The 18,928-nt window shown below is 58.3% G+C and carries 14 protein-coding genes and 2 pseudogenes; 8 read left to right on the plus strand and 8 right to left on the minus strand.

Annotation, left to right across the window (positions count from 1 at the left end; all coding sequences use genetic code 11):
• Positions 1-108: 108 nt before the first annotated feature.
• From MHM97_RS17205 to MHM97_RS17215, 3 genes are all read left to right on the plus strand, one after another.
• Positions 109-2,241 (plus strand): BapA/Bap/LapF family prefix-like domain-containing protein, encoded by a 2,133-nt coding sequence (locus MHM97_RS17205; protein WP_239323720.1) that lies wholly within the window; start codon positions 109-111, stop codon positions 2,239-2,241.
• Between the two features lie 255 nt (positions 2,242-2,496).
• On the plus strand, positions 2,497-2,715 hold the full coding sequence (locus MHM97_RS17210) for a hypothetical protein (protein WP_239323722.1): 219 nt from the start codon (positions 2,497-2,499) through the stop codon (positions 2,713-2,715).
• Positions 2,716-3,000: 285 nt separating this feature from the next.
• Positions 3,001-4,239: a glycosyltransferase gene (locus tag MHM97_RS17215; protein WP_239323724.1), complete on the plus strand. Its 1,239-nt coding sequence runs from the start codon at positions 3,001-3,003 to the stop codon at positions 4,237-4,239.
• A 6-nt stretch (positions 4,240-4,245) separates the two neighbouring features.
• Here MHM97_RS17215 and MHM97_RS17220 read toward each other — a convergent pair whose 3' ends face one another.
• The 8 genes from MHM97_RS17220 to MHM97_RS17255 form a co-directional block, all read right to left on the minus strand.
• Complete coding sequence (locus tag MHM97_RS17220) at positions 4,246-5,583, minus strand: BamA/TamA family outer membrane protein (protein WP_239323726.1); 1,338 nt, start codon at positions 5,581-5,583, stop codon at positions 4,246-4,248.
• A gap of 51 nt (positions 5,584-5,634) precedes the next feature.
• Positions 5,635-6,801, minus strand: coding sequence for an HlyD family efflux transporter periplasmic adaptor subunit (locus tag MHM97_RS17225; RefSeq protein ID WP_239323862.1), 1,167 nt, complete (start codon positions 6,799-6,801; stop codon positions 5,635-5,637).
• Between the two features lie 2 nt (positions 6,802-6,803).
• Positions 6,804-8,939, minus strand: coding sequence for a type I secretion system permease/ATPase (locus tag MHM97_RS17230; RefSeq protein ID WP_239323728.1), 2,136 nt, complete (start codon positions 8,937-8,939; stop codon positions 6,804-6,806).
• Between the two features lie 54 nt (positions 8,940-8,993).
• Positions 8,994-10,280 (minus strand): TolC family protein, encoded by a 1,287-nt coding sequence (locus MHM97_RS17235; protein WP_239323730.1) that lies wholly within the window; start codon positions 10,278-10,280, stop codon positions 8,994-8,996.
• Positions 10,277-11,140, minus strand: a complete 864-nt coding sequence (locus tag MHM97_RS17240; RefSeq protein WP_239323733.1) for a hypothetical protein — start codon at positions 11,138-11,140, stop codon at positions 10,277-10,279. The genes MHM97_RS17235 and MHM97_RS17240 overlap by 4 nt, the downstream gene beginning before the upstream one ends.
• Before the next feature lie 198 nt (positions 11,141-11,338).
• Entirely contained in the window at positions 11,339-12,532 is a 1,194-nt protein-coding gene (locus MHM97_RS17245) for a hypothetical protein (RefSeq protein ID WP_239323734.1), read from the minus strand.
• Positions 12,533-13,402: 870 nt separating this feature from the next.
• Positions 13,403-13,648, minus strand: coding sequence for a hypothetical protein (locus MHM97_RS17250; protein ID WP_239323735.1), 246 nt, complete (start codon positions 13,646-13,648; stop codon positions 13,403-13,405).
• A 216-nt stretch (positions 13,649-13,864) separates the two neighbouring features.
• The gene (locus MHM97_RS17255; protein WP_239323736.1) at positions 13,865-14,968 is read right to left on the minus strand and encodes a BapA/Bap/LapF family prefix-like domain-containing protein; all 1,104 of its coding nucleotides are present in this window, start codon (positions 14,966-14,968) and stop codon (positions 13,865-13,867) included.
• A 382-nt stretch (positions 14,969-15,350) separates the two neighbouring features.
• Here MHM97_RS17255 and MHM97_RS17260 point away from each other — a divergent pair.
• From MHM97_RS17260 to MHM97_RS17280, 5 genes and pseudogenes are all read left to right on the plus strand, one after another.
• Positions 15,351-15,793 (plus strand): annotated as a pseudogene (locus MHM97_RS17260) (IS5 family transposase); the annotation flags it as partial.
• Between the two features lie 88 nt (positions 15,794-15,881).
• Positions 15,882-16,910 carry an IS110 family transposase gene (locus MHM97_RS17265; protein ID WP_239323737.1) on the plus strand — a complete coding sequence of 343 codons (1,029 nt, stop codon included), beginning with the start codon at positions 15,882-15,884 and terminating at the stop codon, positions 16,908-16,910.
• Between the two features lie 271 nt (positions 16,911-17,181).
• Positions 17,182-17,496: pseudogene (locus tag MHM97_RS17270) on the plus strand (transposase); the annotation flags it as partial.
• 614 nt (positions 17,497-18,110) lie between these two features.
• Positions 18,111-18,458 carry an ArsR/SmtB family transcription factor gene (locus tag MHM97_RS17275; RefSeq protein WP_239323738.1) on the plus strand — a complete coding sequence of 116 codons (348 nt, stop codon included), beginning with the start codon at positions 18,111-18,113 and terminating at the stop codon, positions 18,456-18,458.
• On the plus strand, positions 18,448-18,921 hold the full coding sequence (locus MHM97_RS17280; protein ID WP_239323739.1) for an SRPBCC family protein: 474 nt from the start codon (positions 18,448-18,450) through the stop codon (positions 18,919-18,921). The genes MHM97_RS17275 and MHM97_RS17280 overlap by 11 nt, the downstream gene beginning before the upstream one ends.
• Positions 18,922-18,928: the final 7 nt, after the last annotated feature.

Genomic DNA, 18,928 nt, shown 5'->3' on the forward strand with positions numbered 1-18,928 from the left:
GCTTTTTGTTGACCAAGCTTCCAAAAGTATGGGTATACATACTTTAGTTAGACAATGGATTCTAAATTCCCCCGTGCCTTGGCCGGGTGGGTGCAAGGAGAAAAGACCGTGGCAGACAGAACGATCCAGGCCGGCAGTGAAATTGGCGTACAGATTGATGCAACGCGCGATGGTGTCCTCCGCTACATGCGTACAGGCGATGATCTGGTCATCGAGTTGAAGACGGGTGACCGCATTTTGGTCGACGAGTTCTACACCCCAGCCGAAAACGGCTCTCTGCACAGCTTGGTTTTCGCGGATGGCACAGAGGCTGAACTCGAGCAGGACGCAGCCGGAGGGGCTGGTATTGGTGGCGCGATCGGTGATGACGGCATCGCTGCTCTGGCCGGGCTCGGCCTCCTTGGCGCAGCAGCCCTCGCATCGGGTGGGGATGATGATAGCCCGACCGACGTCACGGACGGAACTGACGGCACGGATGGTACCGATAGCACGGATGGCACCGATAGCACGGATGGTACCGATAGCACGGATGGTACCGATAGCACGGATGGTACCGACGGCACGGACGGAACCGACGGCACGGACGGAACCGACGGCACGGATGGTACCGATAGCACGGATGGTACCGACGGCACGGATGGTACCGATAGCACGGATGGTACCGACGGCACGGATGGTACCGATAGCACGGATGGTACCGACGGCACGGACGGAACCGACGGCACGGATGGTACCGATAGCACGGATGGTACCGACGGCACGGATGGTACCGATAGCACGGATGGTACCGACGGCACGGACGGAACCGACGGCACGGATGGTACTGACGGCACGGACGGAACCGATAGCACGGATGGTACCGATAGCACGGATGGTACTGACGGCACGGATGCACAACAGGGTGTTCTCGACCCAGTTATCGGCGACGAAGGATTGCTGGGTGACCTCACTGGCAATGACGGCCTCTTGGGGGATGTTACCGGCTCCGAAGGATTGTTGGGCGACCTGCTAGGGGACGACGGCCTCCTGGGCGAAATCGGCGCACCTTTGTTCGGACAACCAGTTCAAGGCGATGGCAGTGTTTCCAAAGACGTCGGCTTGCTCGACCCTGTCGTCGCCGACAATGGGCTACTTGGCAGCGTGACTGGCAATGACGGATTGCTGGGCGACATCACCGGATCTGAGGGACTATTAGGCGATATTGTTGGCAACGACAGCGCCCTGGGCGGCTTGACTGGTGGAGATGGCCTCGTCGGACAGCTCACCGGCACCGGATTGTTGGGCGAAACCGATGGCGACACCGACGGTGGCGGCCTCCTCGGCGGACTTCTAGGCGGTGAAGACGGCCTCGTCGGTGGTCTCCTCGGCGGCGAAAACGGACCGCTCGATGGCATCACAGACGGTCTCCTCGGTGGGGAAGACGGTCTCCTCTCCGGCGTGACCGGCGAAGACGGCATTGTCGGCGGCATCCTTGACACCGTGACCGGTGAGGATGGCCTGCTTGGCGGCGTTCTCGGTGAAGACGGCCTCGTCGGTGGTCTCCTCGGCGGCGAAAACGGACCGCTCGATGGCATCACAGACGGTCTCCTCGGTGGGGAAGACGGTCTCCTCTCCGGCGTGACCGGCGAAGACGGCATTGTCGGCGGCATCCTTGACACCGTGACCGGTGAAGATGGCCTGCTTGGCGGCGTTCTCGGTGAAGACGGCCTCGTCGGTGGTCTCCTCGGCGGTGAAAACGGACCGCTCGATGGCATCACAGACGGTCTCCTCGGTGGGGAAGACGGTCTCCTCTCCGGCGTGACCGGCGAAGACGGCATTGTCGGTGGTCTCCTCGGCGGTGACGACGGCTTGCTTGCAACGGTTCTTGGCGACGACGGTCCGGTCGACAATATTGTCGGTGAGGATGGGCTTGTCGGAGACATCCTCGGGAGCGACGATGGGCTGCTGTCCAGCATCCTTGGCGATGAGGGTCTCGTCGACGGCGTTCTCGGAAACGAAAGCATCGTCGGAGACATCATTGGCGAAGGTGGCCTGGTCGGTGACATCGCCAACTCTGAAGACGGGCTGCTGTCCAGCGTCCTTGGTGACGGAGGCCTGGTCGACGGTGCACTCGGCGAAGATGGCCTGGTCGGCGGTCTCCTCGGCGGCGGCGAAGGCCTCCTGGGCGGCCTGACCGGCAGCGGCGAGGATCTGCTCGGCGGACTGCTCGGCGGCGGAGACGACGACGGCGGGTTGTTGTAATCTAAGATGGCGCGACCGGGGCACACCTGGCCGCGACACTTCACGAGATCCGTCACTGCCCGGTGGCGGAAACCAGAGCTGCCCTCACCCCCAAAGTGCGGCGGCTCTCCGGAGAGGCGGGCAGAATTCCACCGCGGCCCACACCGTATCTCCCGCCTCTCCGAAACCACCCACGGATTGTGGGCCTGAAATTCCGCATCGAGACCAAGGGAAACGTCCGGGAGGTCCCGGATTTAGAACACAGGGAGTGCAACTATGGGACTGATCCCGTTTGGTATGTTTCTTGGACTACTGGCTGCGTTTGGCGGTGTGGCAGTGGGAGCTTCCTTCTGGGCTTGTCTGGCCCTCTACAGCAGTGGAGGCGTGATCGCCGTTTTCGCCATCCTACTGATTCGGCCTATCCTCAAGGCCCTCAATGCAAACAACATCGACGGCGCTCCACGCGTTAGTTTTTTGAAGACTTTCTCCCGCTAGACCGGAACAAACGCGTTCGGTTTCAAAGCGTCCTATCCGCTCATCTCTGGCAGTGCTGCCGACACAGCAGCCCGCTGCCAGAACGAGATCGATCCACCTGCACGGTCTAGCGGCTTGCCTCGCACGCGCTGCCTGCCAGCCCCCGCTCGATAGCCCTGACCTGCGAATATCCCTTGCATTGAGGGCATCTCAAGACGTGCTTTGCATCGAATACGCTTCACCCTCATATGCCACATCCGTTAGGATGGAGATACATACTTAAGAACGTTTCCGGTGGAGAGAATCGTGAAGAAGCCAGTCATCGTCTTTGTGGGATCAGTCTACCCAGGGCAATTTGGAGGGCTATGTGATTACCTGCGTAAATCAGGGGTGGCAGAGACCTACTTCCTGACGACGCCAGGTCATCAGTCCCGCAATCTGGAAAGAGGCCAACATATCCTTGCGTTCAAACCGGATGGGAAGATTGTCGGCGACCAGAGTTACTATTACTCGGCAAAAGTCGAGCGATCAGCCCGCATTGGTCGGGGTGTCCTGAATGCGCTGCGTGACTTCGAGAGCAAGAAGAAGATCGACGTGATCGTTTCGCACTCCCTCTTTGGCGCCCCGCATTTCCTCTACGATGAAATCGACGCAGCAATTGTGAGCTACATTGAGTTTCCCAGCTATCGGGCCCACGGTTGGGATCCGGCCTATCCGCCGGATCGCGCCCAGCGAATGGTCGACAAGAACACGGAGATGCTGAATTTTCATCAGGCGCTGCGCAGCGATCTCGTGATATGCCCCAGTCAGCACGCCAAGCAAATGTTTCCCAAGGTTCTGCAAAGCAACATCGAAGTACAGTTGGAAGGCTTCGACTTCGACGCGCGCCTCCCCCCAACGGAGGTCGTGCCGTCGCCCACCCCGTTTACCATTGGTTTTGCAGCGCGCGATCTCTCCAGCTCAAAAGGCTTCGAGACCTACATGAGACTGGTTGATCGCCTGGTTGCACAAAAGATCGATGCACGCTTCGTTGCGCTTGGTGGAGCGGGCGTCACGACATACGGATATGAAGATCAATGGGTGGAACGGAAATATGGCGGTGCAGTCACGAACTTCTGCGAGCACCTCAAGAGGGTCTACCCGCAGGCCGCTGAGGCTGTCGAATTTGTGGGACGCCTGCCCTACGAGGAGTATGTCCAGAGGATTTCGGACATCGACCTGTTCCTTTACCCACTCAAATACGGCGTTGCGAATTGGGGATTGGTGGAAATTCTGGGTCGTGGCGCCTGCGTGATTGCCCCCGACCGCGGATATACTGCGGAACTGATCCTTGACGGGATCAATGGGCGCTTGTTGCCCGATGAAGATGATGCCTGGATTGAAGAAATTCTAGCACTAAAGGAGGATGCCGCGCGGCGATTCCGCTATGGTGCTGCCGCTCGCGCTATGGCACGCCAGCACTACAGCTACGCCGCAGTCGCGCCGCGCTACTTGCAGCTCTTTCGTAAGGCGATACGAAATAAGGCCGCCCGCGACCATGACTAGCTTGCGTTAGAACCGCGCAGAAATACTGAGCCCAAGCGTCTGGAGATCATCGCCCGCCTCGCTCTCGACCGGATGCGCCACGTAAAGTGACACCGGAACGCTTGCGACATCGAAGGTCAGCGAAACCCCGACGCTGCTGCGCCGGTGCCAACTGTCGTCAATGACGCCGCCCAGAGTATCATCCAAACCCCAACTTGCTCCTACATCTGCGAAGGCGCTGCCAACGAAATTCATCCCATTCCGAGTGCTGAACTGCCGCTGTAGCTCGACTGATCCGACCAGATAGTAATTCCCGCCCAGGGCATCAGGCCCATCCCGCGGCCCGATCCCGCGAGGTGCAAAGCCGCGGAATGCTTCGGCCCCAGGAAAAAAGCGGTCGATCACGCGCGTGTAGTTATCCTTCAGCCCCAAAACAGCCCCGCCGCGCAAACCGACAAGCAAACGCGTGCGTTCCTTGACTGCCACCAGAACGGTACCGCTCAGCCGCGTTTCGGACAGTGGGTCATCGGTTCCCAGGTTCCAGAACACCTGATGGATATTGGCCTCGTAATCGACACGTCCGGAGGTTTCATCTCCTTCAGCAGCGTCAGGGCTGTGCACCTGTATCCCGAACCGAACATAGGGGGCGGTCACGTCTCCCAATGACGCCGCTTCTTGCGCCAACAAGCCACTGGCTGCAGGCGTCACATCGGACATGCTATAGCGGCGCGCACCGACCCCAAACTCGAACCGGGTCAATTCGTTCGGACGCCAATCCACATAGGGTTCTATGCGATAGATCTCCTGCGCGTAGCTGCGATCGTCGTGATCCAGTTTCTCGCCAAAGCCCCTTACCCCAAGGCTGACACCGTTCCCCAGCGCGTCATCCCAGATCAACTGCCCATCCAGACGCTTCACTTCCGGGTTGAAGCTGAACTCCAACGCGCCATAGGTCCCCGGAAACAAGTTTTCACGCTCGAAAAACAGGCTCGCGGTCACCTCATCCTGCGAGTCATAGAACAAACCACCTGCGATACGACCGGGACGGGTATCCAGTTCGACGACATCGATTACCAGCACATCATCTTCGCGGTAAAGCGCAACAGCTTCGAACACCGCGGTCGACATCAGGCATGCCTCGATCGCCCGCAGCTCCTCGGTACTGTAGGAAACACCAACCTCCACGGCACAAGTGCGCTGAATGTCATCCTCAGGAATAAATTGCGCGCCGCGCACCTCAACCGAGGAGGCAGCCGTCGCGCCTATCGGACTGGCCGTGGCAAGAAGACTCAGACCGGTCACCGCACACATCATTGCCTTGAAGCAACGGGGCAGCGTTGCAGTTCCCTTGAAGTTCGATTGCATCACGGAATTGGTCTTTCTTTATCGCGTATCGGGTCGTGAACTGGCTGGAGTCTAGCGGAGGCGGGCCTTGAGCAGAGGGCGAGTCAGATAGCTGAGGACGGATCGCTTGCCGCTCTCGATATCAACCTGCGCCAGCATACCGGGACGAATTGAGAACTTCTCACCATGGCGCTCCAGCTGGTTGCTCTCCGTGCGGACCATCACCCGATAAAAATCCTGCGGTCCCTGCGGGGTATCTTCCTCGACGGTATCCTCAGAAATCTGGGTCACGCTGCCGCGCAGGTCGCCGTAAGTCGAGAAATCATATGCCGTGATTTTCACACTGGCCTCCATCCCCGGCGCGATAAACGCGACATCCCTTGGTAGCACCTTTGTTTCGATCAACAGCTGATCGTCGGTCGGGGTGACTTCCATGATCGGCTCACCCGGCTGAATCACGCCGCCGAGTGTGGTGATGTCGATGTTGTTCACCCGGCCGGCCACAGGCGATCGGATCTCGGTTCTCATGAACTCATCCTGCTTGCTGACCACATCTTGCCGCAGCGACGTCAGTTTTGCGCGACGCTGTGCCAGATCCTTGTAGGCGTCCTGCACGTAGGCATTGCGCGTGTCACTTATCTTGCCCTCAAGTTCTGCCCGTTGCTGCTCAAGGCGCAGCACATCTATGCGGCTGACGGCTCCACTCAATGCAAGTGGGCTGGTGATGTCGATCTGCTCCTGAATCGACTGACGCTCGGCTTCCAGCGCCTTGAGTGAGGCCTCAAGTTTGGTCCGTCGTGCATTGAACAGTCGCAATTCAGTTTGCTCGGACTCGTTTGCATCCTCACCAAAATTAAGCGCCGGACGCTCCAGAACTTCGGCCTCAAGACGTGCAACCTGCGCAGTAAGCGCGGTGATTTCTGCCGACGCCGCGCGGAATGCGGCCTCGGATCGCGTCGGATCCAGGCGCGCGAGGACCTCGCCCTCATCAACAATGTCGCCTTCACTGACCAGAAGCTCGGCAAGGATACCGCCCTCCAGACTTTGAATGGTCTGCATGCGGCGAAGCGGTACCACGCGGCCATCGCCACGGGTGATCTCGTTTATCTGAGCAATAGAGGCCCAGATGATCGCAGCCACCAGCGACAACACGATCAGGTTGATGAGCGTCCGCGATTTGCGGATGATTTCCCGGCGATAACTGCCGTCCATATTCCCGGGTGAACTCACCATGCCCATCGTCACTTAACCGCTTTTACAGGTTGGACTTGGGCGGTATTTGCGCGCGCAGAATTCAGGATTTGCAACAGATCTCCATCCCGCGCCACACGACCATCCTTCAGGACAACCGCACGCTTGGTCAGGCTGAGCAACTCGCGTTTGTGCGTGGAAATCACGGTCGTCCGCCCTTCCAGCCATTTTCCGAGATACCCGATCACATGCATTTCAGTCAGATGGTCAAATGCGGCGGTCGGCTCGTCCAAAAGCACGACCTTGGGGTCCTGCAACAACACCCGCGCCAGACCGATTGCCTGACGCTGGCCGCCAGACACATTGGCATTGCTGTGAATTCTCAGATCGAGACCGCGCACATGGCGTCGCACAAAAGTGCCCAGCCCGACCGCGTCTAGGGCTTCCAGCAATTCGTCGTCAGAATGCAGACCATGATCAAGCAGCAGGTTGTCCCGCAACGTTCCCTGAAACAGGGCGACGCTTTGCGGCAGATAGCCGATTTGACGACGCCGGTCGATCGGATCGATCTGGCTCAGCGAAAGATCATCTACGAGAATACTGCCGGATTCCGGTTCCGTCAGCCCGGCGAGCATACGCAGCAATGTTGATTTGCCCGCGCCATTGCCCCCCAGCAACGCCAGCCGCTCTCCTGCAGGGATCTCCAGTGTCGGCAGCGAGATAACCGGTGGTGCGTCAGGGTCGTGCCGATACACCACGTCTTCCAGCTTGTATGTGCCTTTCATCGACGACGCCCGTACGAAGTGACGATCATCAGGCCGCTCGACCTTTAGGTTCATGATCCCGTCGAGCCCTTCCATCGCAGCCCGCACGTGCTGCCAACGCGCCAGAAGCCCGGCCACCTGCCCCATCGGAGACATGGCGCGGCTGGACAAAATCGTGCAGGCAATCAGGCTACCCACCGTCAATTCGCCGAGGTTGATGAGATAGACGCCCGCGATAACGACACCTGCATAGGCCAGCTTCTGCACGGTGGAAACAAGCTGCGTGGTGATGGTCGTCAATTGCCGCGTGCGCACAGCGGTATTGGCCATCGTGGCCGTCAGCTGCGCATAAGCCCGCTGCAGACGCCCTTCTGCGCGGGCTGCCTTGACAGTTTCCAAGCTCGAAATCGTCTCGAGCAGCAGACCGTTCAGTGCCGCTGCTTCGCGGGTATTCTCTCGCGAAGCCGACGCCAGACGACCCTGCATCAATATCCCAGGCAGAATACTGAAGATAACACCTGCCAGCACCACATACGCCACCTCGCCGCCGATGAACCAGATCACCGTCACAAATACGAGCACAAACGGCAGATCGCACAGCGCCGTCACCGTGCCCGAGGTAAAGAACTCTCGCACAGTGGCGAAATCCCTGACCTGGCTCGCAAAGGCGCCAGTCGATGTCGGCTGCTGAGCCAGACGCATGTTCGCGACTTTTTCAAACAATCGCGCAGACAAGGTCAAATCCAGATCACGGCCCGATACATCGACCAAAGACGCCCGCATGAGCCGCAGCATGAACTCCAGGACAATGGCAATACCCACGCCGCTAGCCAGGATCCAGAGGGTATCAAAGGCCTTGTTGGGCACCACGCGGTCATAAACCTGCATCGAGAAAAGAGCCGTCGCCACTGCGAGCAGATTGGCGGCAAAGGAGGCAGTCAGGACATCGCGGTAGATCCGGATATTGCCGAGTACTGGCCGGAACAGCCAGTGACCCTTCTTGCGCTCCGCGCCGTCCAGCCGGTTGGACACCAGGTCGATCGGCTTTGAGACCAACAAACGTCCGTCGTGCTGCTTTTCCAACTCGGCACGGTTCCACATTGACCGGCCACCGCCAGCCTCGGGATCGATAACGCGCGCTTCGGTTGCCGTCAGTTCCTCGAGGACGAGCGTCCGCCCTTCTTTGAGAAACAGCAGCACCGGGAGACTGCTGGCCGGGAACTTGGCGAGCGGCTCGCGGCTGATCCGGCAGCTCATGTTGGCACGCCGCAACGCCAGAGCAATTAGCTCCTCGGTCAGCAGCGCATCGTCATCGCGCGGCAGCCCGTCAGTCAATTGCGCCGCCGACGTAGACACACCGTGCACACGACATAACTCCTGAAGGCCAGGAACAACCGGGTCAGCTGGTTCTAGATCTCTCATTTCAGTCTCCCGAAGTCTCGCATTGGCGAAGGAAGCGTGATCATGACCGGAGCCCTATCCGCTTACAGATAGGATCAGCGTGCCCAGCACTCCAAGATCTCTAGCGTTTTGATATTCAGTTCGTTTTCGCTCGTCGTATGTGTCGATTACGTCGATCCGCGCGTCATAGAGGTCACGCCCAGTCGTCAGCAGGTCGATCAGCTCACGCTGCCCCCCGATGAACTGCTCCTCATATGTGTCCAGCACACGCTGAGACTCGACCAGCTGCCCCTTGCGCGCAGCCTCGGTGGCCCGCAAAGTTCGCAACTGGGACAACGCGTTCTGCGCCGCATTGGTCATGTCTCTTTCAACCGCGAGAAGCGACGATTTTGCCGCCTCATTCTCGAGAATCGCCGCCTGCATTTGACGTTTTCCCAGACCGCGCGAGCTCAGATCCACACCAGCTGAAATCCCCACAGCGGTGCGTGTATCCCCCCCATCGAGGCTTCCACGCGCCTGAGCCTCCAGATTGATCGTCGGAAAGCGTTTCGCCTTGGCAACGCCGATATCTGCAGTGGTTTCATCCATAAATGCACGCGCCGCGATATACTCCGGTGCGATACGAACCGCCGTACGCAACCGCGCGGCGTTGTTATAGACCCGATCAAACCCGATTTCGGGCGGCGCCTTGGGAACACCCGGATTCTGGTCGATCAAAAACGCCAACTGCGCAATTGCCATCTCCCGGTTGGCCGTCAGCTGAGACAGCTCGTCCCGGGCGCGCGCGATTTCCAGGTTCGCACGCGCGACCTCCGCCCGATCCCCAAGACCACCCTGCGCGCGATTGCGTGCATGTCCAGCGATGCGTTCCGCAAAACTCAGGTAGTTGCGGGTACGGGCGATCTTCAGACCAATCGTTTCAATATCCAGAAAGTAGAACGCAACCTGAAGCGTCAAGTCTTCAACCGCCATCTTCAGGTCAGCTACGGCCTGCGTACGCACTTGGGTTGCAGCCATGATCTCATTGCGGATCAGCCCCCAGTCGAACAGGATCTGCGACACGGTAAGCGTGATCGCCGGACCATCGGACGCAGTCGAGCTGCTTTCCCCCGACAGACTGAAGCTCGGGTAATAGGCATCTCGCGCCGCCTCGACATCAATCGAACGGCTGGCCACCCGCTGTCGCATGGAGGTCACCGTAGCATCTCGCTCCGAAGCGATCACGACTGCACGGTTCAGCGACAGCTCTGCCGCTGAAGCGAGGCCCGCGCCCGCCGTCGCAAAAGCAGCACAAAAGGCATATTTCAAAAGCACATTTTGCGAGGTGCAGAATCGCAAGAAAATCATCCAGGATAAACTCACAGTGCATTCTCCATGACTGGGTCGAACATCAGGTCACACAGCAAGTCACCGCCCGACGAAGTCATAACCGCAATTTCCACGATTTCTGCTGTGTCAGTGTTCACCAGCGTTTCATCTTCGACGTCGCCGGGCAGGTCACCGGCCTCGGTAGAGGCGTGAACACCGACAGCGCCCTCGGCAGATACCTCCGGCGCATCTGCCTCGCCGTGGTCAACCAGGAGCCCCAGGTCAGCCCCGTCAATAGGAAGAAGTTCCGCGGAGATATCATCTTCCGTAAGCGCATTTGCGATGCGCGAGGGTTGGCTCGTGGCCGCATCCCCAGCCGCAAGACCACCTCCCTCGGACAGCACCCCTGCCCCCGAGACCAATCCCGTACCTGTCAGCAATGTCATGAAGTCCGATCCGCCTTCGGACACGGAAAAACGTCCATCACCATCCGCTCCGAGAGCATCAGAAGGAGCGACATCACCCTTCGAAAATTGGGGGAAAACTTCGGTCGCGCCAGTACCTTGCGTTTGTACGGGTTCTGGCACCTGCAAACCGGACACCAAAACACTTCCGTCATGGTCCAATAATGTACTGAAGGTGCCTTCCGGCCCCACGACAAAAAAATCTTCAACAAAAACCGATGGCCCGTCTGCAAAATGCACAGCAAGATCTGCGCCACTCTTTGAAAATTCTGAAACTGCAGCACCGCGCTGCCCCAAAGCAATGCGAATAGGCTCGGACAACGCAATGCTCCGAGCTCCGCCTTCAACTTCAATTGATCCGACGCCCTCGAACCCGGACGAAATCACCGCTCCCATCAAACCACTCCGTCCCTGCATACATCCAAACAAAGTTGTGGCGATACTGATCACTGAAAATCATCTTAAAGATGCAATGCTTCGGCGAGAAAGGCAAGCAATTAAAGCAAGTTAAACTCTAAAAGCCTCGCTATTTATGGGGATGTTGGAGCATTGGGATACGATAGAAAAGATCGAATTTAGACCTTCGCAACCTTCTCTCCGCGTGACAAACTATCAAAAAAATCTGAATTCAGTGCCCTAGGGTACCTTTCAAACTTCTGAAGCGCTTTGATCATCCAACCCACCCAGGAGACTATCGCCCCCGAGCAGAGTCCCAAGAGCATTTTCAACATTGAACCCTCCAACAAGTTCGGCGCCGTTGTCTTCAGCAACTTCCGCTTCACTCAGATCAGTGCCAACATCGAGGAACGAAGTGAGAGCCGTATCGTCGCCAAGAATAGACTCGGTTCCACTGCTCAGAATACTATTCAGCAGAAGATCGACATCGTCGTTGACGGCAACCGAAATGGAGCCATCCACCTCCAGCACGCCCCCGTCGACAAGTGCACCGCTCAACCCCTCGACACCACCAATCTCGGTCAGGATATCATTGCCGACATCACCCTCGCTATCGCCCTCAGCGATATCAAGCCCCAACAGGTCCTCGTCACCCAGGAGCGCCTGAAACAGATCGACCTCCGCCTCGCCCTCATCACTGCCAGACCCAGAGACAACCTGCAGAATATCATCTTCTCCGGTGGATGCGATTCCCAGAAGCGTGTCCAAGAAGTCACCTTCCTCCTCTTCGGTGGCAGAAACCACGTCATCGGCCCCATCATCCGACTCGGGACCGCCAAACAGACCGCCGACACCGCCTGTAAGCGACCCTAGCAAACCGCCATCAACGCCGTCGTCACCGAGCAGCCCGTCAACCAGACCGCCCTCACCAACGACACCACCCAGCAGACCATCGTCGCCGGTCACCGCATCCAGAACTCCGCCATCAACGCCATCGTCGCCGAGCAATCCGTCAACCAGACCGTCCTCACCAACGACACCGCCCAGCAGACCATCATCGCCGGTCACCGCATCCAGAACTCCGCCATCAACGCCATCGTCGCCGAGCAATCCGTCAACCAGACCGTCCTCACCAACGACACCACCCAGCAGACCATCTTCGCCGGTTACCGCATCCAGAACTCCGCCAACAACGCCATCGTCGCCGAGCAATCCGTCAACCAGACCGTCCTCACCAACGACACCGCCCAGCAGACCATCGTCGCCGGTCACCGCGTCCAGAACTCCGCCAACAACGCCATCGTCGCCGAGCAATCCGTCAACCAGACCGTCCTCACCAACGACACCGCCCAGCAGACCATCTTCGCCGGTTACCGCGTCCAGTAGGCCGTCGACGAGCCCATCGACCAGACCGTCTCCCCCCCACAACGCTATCGAGCAGGTCATCAACCAATCCCCCATCGCCGACGACATCGTCCAGAAGACCATCCTCTCCCGTCACCGCATCCAGAACACCCTCCGGCTCTGAACCGTCGCTCGATGGGCCAGTCCAGCTCGGAGAGGGAGACGGCTGGACGACAGCGGTACGGACACTGTCTTCGCCAGCCCCTTGGCTCGCGCCAGCGCCGGGACTGGCTTCGCCATCGATTGCGGATAGATCAGCGCTTGCCGACACGGGTTCACCACCGAACCCGTCCGACGCATCAGCGCTGGCGTTCGTCTGAACATCCACGCCAAAGTCACTTGCCTCGCCGGCGCTCAGCGTGGTGTCGCTTTCTACGGCAACATTGCTGTCTGCACCCGGATCGCCATCTGCGGAAACCACAGATGGCTGTGAGAGAGATGGGTCCGAGGAGGACAGCTGCTGTTCTGCGGCTTGACTGAGGAGGGCATCGCTATCAACCGGCGCTTCGACGAGCGGCGCCAGAGCACCATTCGCGGCAGCACTCTGGATCGCGAGAGAAATCCCGACTGCGCTCGCAGTCGATGAGGCGCCTCCGGCCGAGGGTCCAGAAGCTGCCTTGTCCGCGCGTAGAGACGCGCTGAGCCCGGACGCGACTTCCAGCGCCTCCGAACGATATTGATCTTCGCGACTGGATTTTTTCGCAACCACTTTGTCTCTCCAGATCTACGGACGATGACGACACGAACGTCCCAAACTCCACTCGAGCCGCACCGCGGCAGGAGTGCGTCACTTCAGGTGATTAACACAATCGGGGCACGAGGTCAAAACTAAAGGATGTAAGAAAATCCAACCTAATCCTTAGTATGTACTCCTATCGCCCTCCGCGGCGCCGGTATGCACTTCTGATTGCGTCACTCGAGGCAGAAGATGTTCTCGCTGAGCACCCTGGGCGGAGCATCCTGGTTGGCGAAAATTTTTCGGCCAATCAAGAATGGCTTCGAATTCACCCCGTCATCGTGGGCGATTGCAGCCAACGCGGAGGCAAGCCCGTCAAAACCGCTGCTTGCCGCCTTTGATGCCGCAACAAGAGCTTCGACCTGAAAGTCACGCTCATCCTCAAGGATCATCGGATCCGTACAGGTTACGCGGTAGTTCATTCTCCTGCCTCCACGTTCTATGGATGTTGAGATTAGAAGAGCGGGCAGAGCGGTGTGATCCGCAGTGAATTTCTGCCCGCCCCTCTGCAGAACTGCCGCACCTTGGGGGGGTGTCGGGTTGACAGCTCTGGCAACCGCCACCGAGTTGGGGCGGATTTCATACGATGGCGCGGCAATCTTCAGAGCATGCAGCTCCGATCAGCCCGCCACCTTGGATCAAATCATCGCGTCGTCATCGCCTCCGCCAGCAAGAAGCCCCCCCGTCAACCCGCCAAGGAGATCACCGTCACCTCCCAACAGACCACCAACTAGGCCCTCGTCGCCGAGGACACCCGACAGCAGACCATCTTCACCACCTAGGAGACCACCGGTCAGACCACCAAGCGGGCTGTCTTCGCCGCCCAGAAGGCCACCAAGAAGATCACCGCCACTGTCGCCATCAGCCTCACCCAGAAGACCTGTACCTGTAAGCTGACCAACCAGACCATCTGCACCGGTTACACCACTCAACAGACCGTCATTCCCAACGACATCCCCCAACACGCCCTCAGACCCGGTAATGTCCCCGAGAAGCCCGTCGTTTCCAGTCACGCTGCCCAGAAGGCCATCGTCGCCGGTCACCGGGTCGAGCAAACCGATATCCTTCGAAACACTGCCATCGCCCTGAAGCGGCTGCCCGAGCAAAGGCACACCAAGGTCCCCAAGCAAACCATCGGCACCAAGAAGATCGCCCAACAACCCTTCGGATCCGGTGACCGCACCAAGGAGACCATCATTGCCGGTCAAATCGCCCAACAGCCCTTCGTCGCCAAGCACGGGATCGAGAACTCCCTGCCGCGCGGCGTCTGTATTATCTGTGATGTCCGTATTGTCAGTCGGGTCAGTGCTGTCGGTGTTATCGGTAGTGTCGGTAGTGTCGGTATTATCCGTATTATCGGTGTTGTCCGTGTTATCGGTGTTGTCCGTCGGATCGGTACTGACAGCCGGCTCAGAATCGTCACTGTCCGATGCCAGCGCAGCCGCGCCCAGAAGACCGAGGCCGGCCAGCGCGGCGATTCCATCATCCCCCATCGCGCCACCAACACCTGCGCCACCGGTTGCTTCCTGCTCGAGATCAGCAACCGTCCCATCAGAAAAGACCAGACTATGCAAAGAACCGTTCTCTGCTGGCGTGTAAAACCCGTCGACCAACACCCGATCGCCATTCTTAAGCTCAATGGCCAGATCATCACCGGTGCGCAAATAACGGAGAACCCCATCGCGCGTAGCATCGATCTGCACGCCAATCTCACTTCCCGCCTGGATCGTCTTATCGGCCACGGCCTTTTCTCCTATTTTTGCACCGCGACGCCTCGGCGCCCAGAGATAAATACCTTTGCACGTATTGATTACATACCTTTGATACCTCAAGCAAGCTTATTTCTCTGCACTTTCAAATTGAAGTCGCGCCCCGGCCAAACAACTCCACTAGTACGGGTGACTCCCGCAAACAGACACAAGATGTGGACACGCCGCGAGCCAGAACGCGCATGAGAACGCAGGGCTTACATCGTGTCGGCAATGATCGAAGAGATTTGCGCACATGTCGCAGACGGCTCGCACGACAGCGCAAGCCGCCGCGCGTGGCACTGTACCCTAGGGTCAGGACCCATTGATTTCCGCCGTGCGGCGTGATTCATCGCCCCCAAAATGAGCGGTGAACATGTCTGACCTTTTCTGGCTAAGCAACGAGCAGATGGCTCGTCTGGAACCCTTTTTCCCGAAGTCGCACGGCAAACCCCGCGTGGATGACAAGCGGGTTCTGAGTGGGATTATTTTCATCAATCGCAACGGGTTACGATGGCGCGATGCACCCAAGGAATACGGCCCGCACAAGACGCTCTACAATCGCTGGAAGCGGTGGAGCGACAAGGGCATCTTCGCCGAGATGTTGATTGGTTTGGCTGCCAATCATGGTGAGGAGAAGACGGTCATGATTGAAGCAACATATCTCAAAGCCCATCGCACGGCCTCCAGCCTTGCGGTGAAAAAGGGGGACGTGGCCGTCTGATCGGCCGAACCAAGGGCGGCATGAACACCAAACTGCACGCTATCTGTGACAGCAAGGGCCGTCCGCTGCACCTGTTCGTGACTGCAGGTCAAGTTAGATGGAGTGGTTGCCGCCCTCCCTAGACGGCATCGCAATGTGCCAAGGTCGTGGTGTTCAACGCCACGCGCGAAGGAGGACGGCGAGATGAAGAATATGATGATTGGGGTCGATCTGGCAAAGGCAGTTTTTCAAGTTCATGGTGCCCTTCGAACGGGGGAAGTCCAGTTCCGCAAGAAGCTGACGCGGAAGCAATTCTCCGCGTTCATGGCGCAGCAAGAGCCCAGCATGGTGATTTTCGAGGCGTGCGGCAGCGCACATTTTTGGGCCCGTGAGATGGAAGCTCTTGGGCACGAGGTAAAGCTGATCGCACCGCAATATGTGCGCCCTTTTGTGAAGCGGCAGAAAAATGATGCGGCCGATGCTGAGGCGCTTGTCATTGCGGCACGCCAGCCTGAGATGCGTTTCGTGGAGCCCAAAACAGTCGAGCAGCAGTCTTGCGCGGCGGTCTTCCGCGGCCGGGAACGCCTGGTGCATCAGCGGACCGCTGATGTGAACGCCTTACGGGCTCTGCTGTATGAGCACGGCTATGTGTTTCCGGTCGGCATGTCCCACCTCAATCGCATGACGGCGCTTGTGCAGGATGAGACCGTCGACTTGCACGCGCTGATCAGGGAAGAGTGCCTGGACCTGCTCGGGCAGATCGCAGAGAAAACCGCGCGCATCATTGAGCGCACCAAGAAGCTCAAGACGCTGGCCACCCAGTCAAACAGAGCACGCCGACTGCAGACGATGCCGGGTGTTGGACCGCTGACAGCCGTTGCAGTCGAAGCGTTCGGTCCCGACATGGTGGAATTCAAAACCGGGCGCAACTTTGCGGCTTGGTTGGGCCTTGTTCCTCGGCAACATTCCTCCGGAGGCAAGGAGCGCCTTGGTCGCATGACTAAGGCTGGTCAAGCCGATATCCGACGCCTGTTGATCATCGGCGCAATGTCGCGACTGAACTGGCTCGGACAGCGCACAATTACGGAGGGCAGCTGGCTGTTACGCATGCTGGCGCGCAAACCCAGGATGCTGGTCGCGATCGCGCTCGCCAACAAGATGGCCCGCCAGATCTGGGCGATGCTGACAAAGAATGAAGATTACAGAGATCCGGCGATGGCGGTCGTGGCATGATGCTCATGTCGAACCGTTAGGGCCGGTGCCGAGGGAGTGTGAGAAGACGACGACCTGAATGGGCAAAATGATCGAACAGATCTGGATTGGGAAAACCAGTTAGTCGCTACGAGCATTGAGCTCGAAAGTCAGATTTGGACCCAGTCTGCTGATCACCATCCCGGCCCGCGGCTTCTGGAAACGCCGTATCATGAAGGCCTCACAGAAGTTCGCACTCGATCACACGCTAATATGGTCAAAAGCTTCTTGCACTACGGGCGGCAACCACAGAAGCGACTACATCAGCGCACGGGCTTTGGTGAGCAGCCTGCCGAAAGTCGATTGACTGCTCGGGGATCGCGGTTATGACGCCGATTGGTTCCGTGAAGCATTGAACGACAACGGGATACGCGCCTGCATCCCAGGCCGGAAGAAACGCAAAACGCCGGTCAAATACGACAAGCGCAGATACAAGCGTCGCAACCGGATCGAAATCATGTTCGGTAGGCTTAAGGATTGGAGGCGTGTCGCGACCCGTTATGACCGCTGCCCCAAGGTGTTTCTCTCTGCCATCGCGCTCGCGGCTCTCGTCATTTATTGGTTATGAATCCTGACCCTAGTCAATACTGCGAGTTGCGACGAAAATCTGCTTCGGTGAAGTGTAGTGAGGGATCTGTCGATGTACCAAATGTTTGATTTGGGCCGTCAAACCCTTGGGCCTCGCTGGCCGCGCCGACTTTGCAAAGCTCACTTTCTGCGCTTCGCCGACCTTCAAGCAAGGCGCGGCATCGCCAGGGCCAGTTGAGCAAACTTGAAGGTCTGCTACCGGGAAGTCTTTCGCGCTTGCAGCAGAGACATCGCCGCGCCCTGCATGAATGTCGTGATTGGGCTGACTGGGGTCATCCCGTGGCTCATGCAAGGATCTGCTTGCCAAGATCTAGGCGCCGCATCGCCGCAAGTCCGGTGTGAGCCCGACCTGTGAATTCGATTTTCTCGCTGCGAGCGCACGCAGCGAGAAAAATGAGGCATGAGCGAGAAGTTTAGTGCCGCCGCGTCGCAGAGAAACCGGCCATTCATGTAGATCGCAACATGGATCAGTGCTCGAATGTCTATTGGAGTGTCCTTTCGTCCTGCTCTGTGACCAACCCCAGGAGTTGCTGACAGTGAGGCATAGTCCTAAGTATTATTGACAGCACGAGTGACTGGCCATTACTTAGGAGTATGGCTAAGTTTGATTCGACCCTCGATCATTGTTTCTCTGCACTCGGTGACCCGACGCGGCGAATGATCTTGCAGCGCCTTGCCCGTGGTGAGGCAAGCGTGAGCGAATTGGCGGAGCCGCACGATATGGCGCTTCCGTCGTTCATGGGTCACCTCAAGAAATTAGAAGATGCCGGACTGGTCACGTCGAGAAAGTTGGGCAGAACTCGCATTTGCAAACTGACCCCGGGTGCTTTCACACCTGCCATAGACTGGTTGAGCGAGCAAAGCGCGATCTGGGAGGGGCGCCTTGACCGTCTTGATGACTACGTCACCAACCTCATGAAAGAACGCACAAATGAAACTTAATCCTAAAACCGATCTCAGCTTTACACGCACCCTCAATGCACCGCGCTCAGTGCTTTGGGAGTGCTGGACAACGCCGAAGCATATCAAGAACTTCTTCATGCCCACCCCCCACAGCCTCGACTCCTGCGAGATTGACCTGCGGGTCGGCGGCAAATTCAACACGGTAATGAATGTCGACGGCAAACAGATAGAGAATAAGGGAGTTTATCTTGAAGTTGTCGACGGCGAACGGTTGGTATTCACCGATACCTATAGCGAGGGCTGGGCGCCGGCTGCTGACCCGTTCATGACTGCCATCGTCGAGTTCAAGGACGATGAGAACGGCGGCACAATCTACACGGCGACCGCTCGGCACCGCTCACCGGAGGCGCGACAGACCCACGAGGATATGGGGTTCTTCGATGGTTGGGGGACAGTCGCCACGCAGCTTGAAGAATACGCGCAATCGCTCGCGAAACACTGAAAGGGTC

It is taken from the genome of Epibacterium sp. Ofav1-8 (genome assembly GCF_022348185.1).
GTDB lineage: Bacteria > Pseudomonadota > Alphaproteobacteria > Rhodobacterales > Rhodobacteraceae > Epibacterium.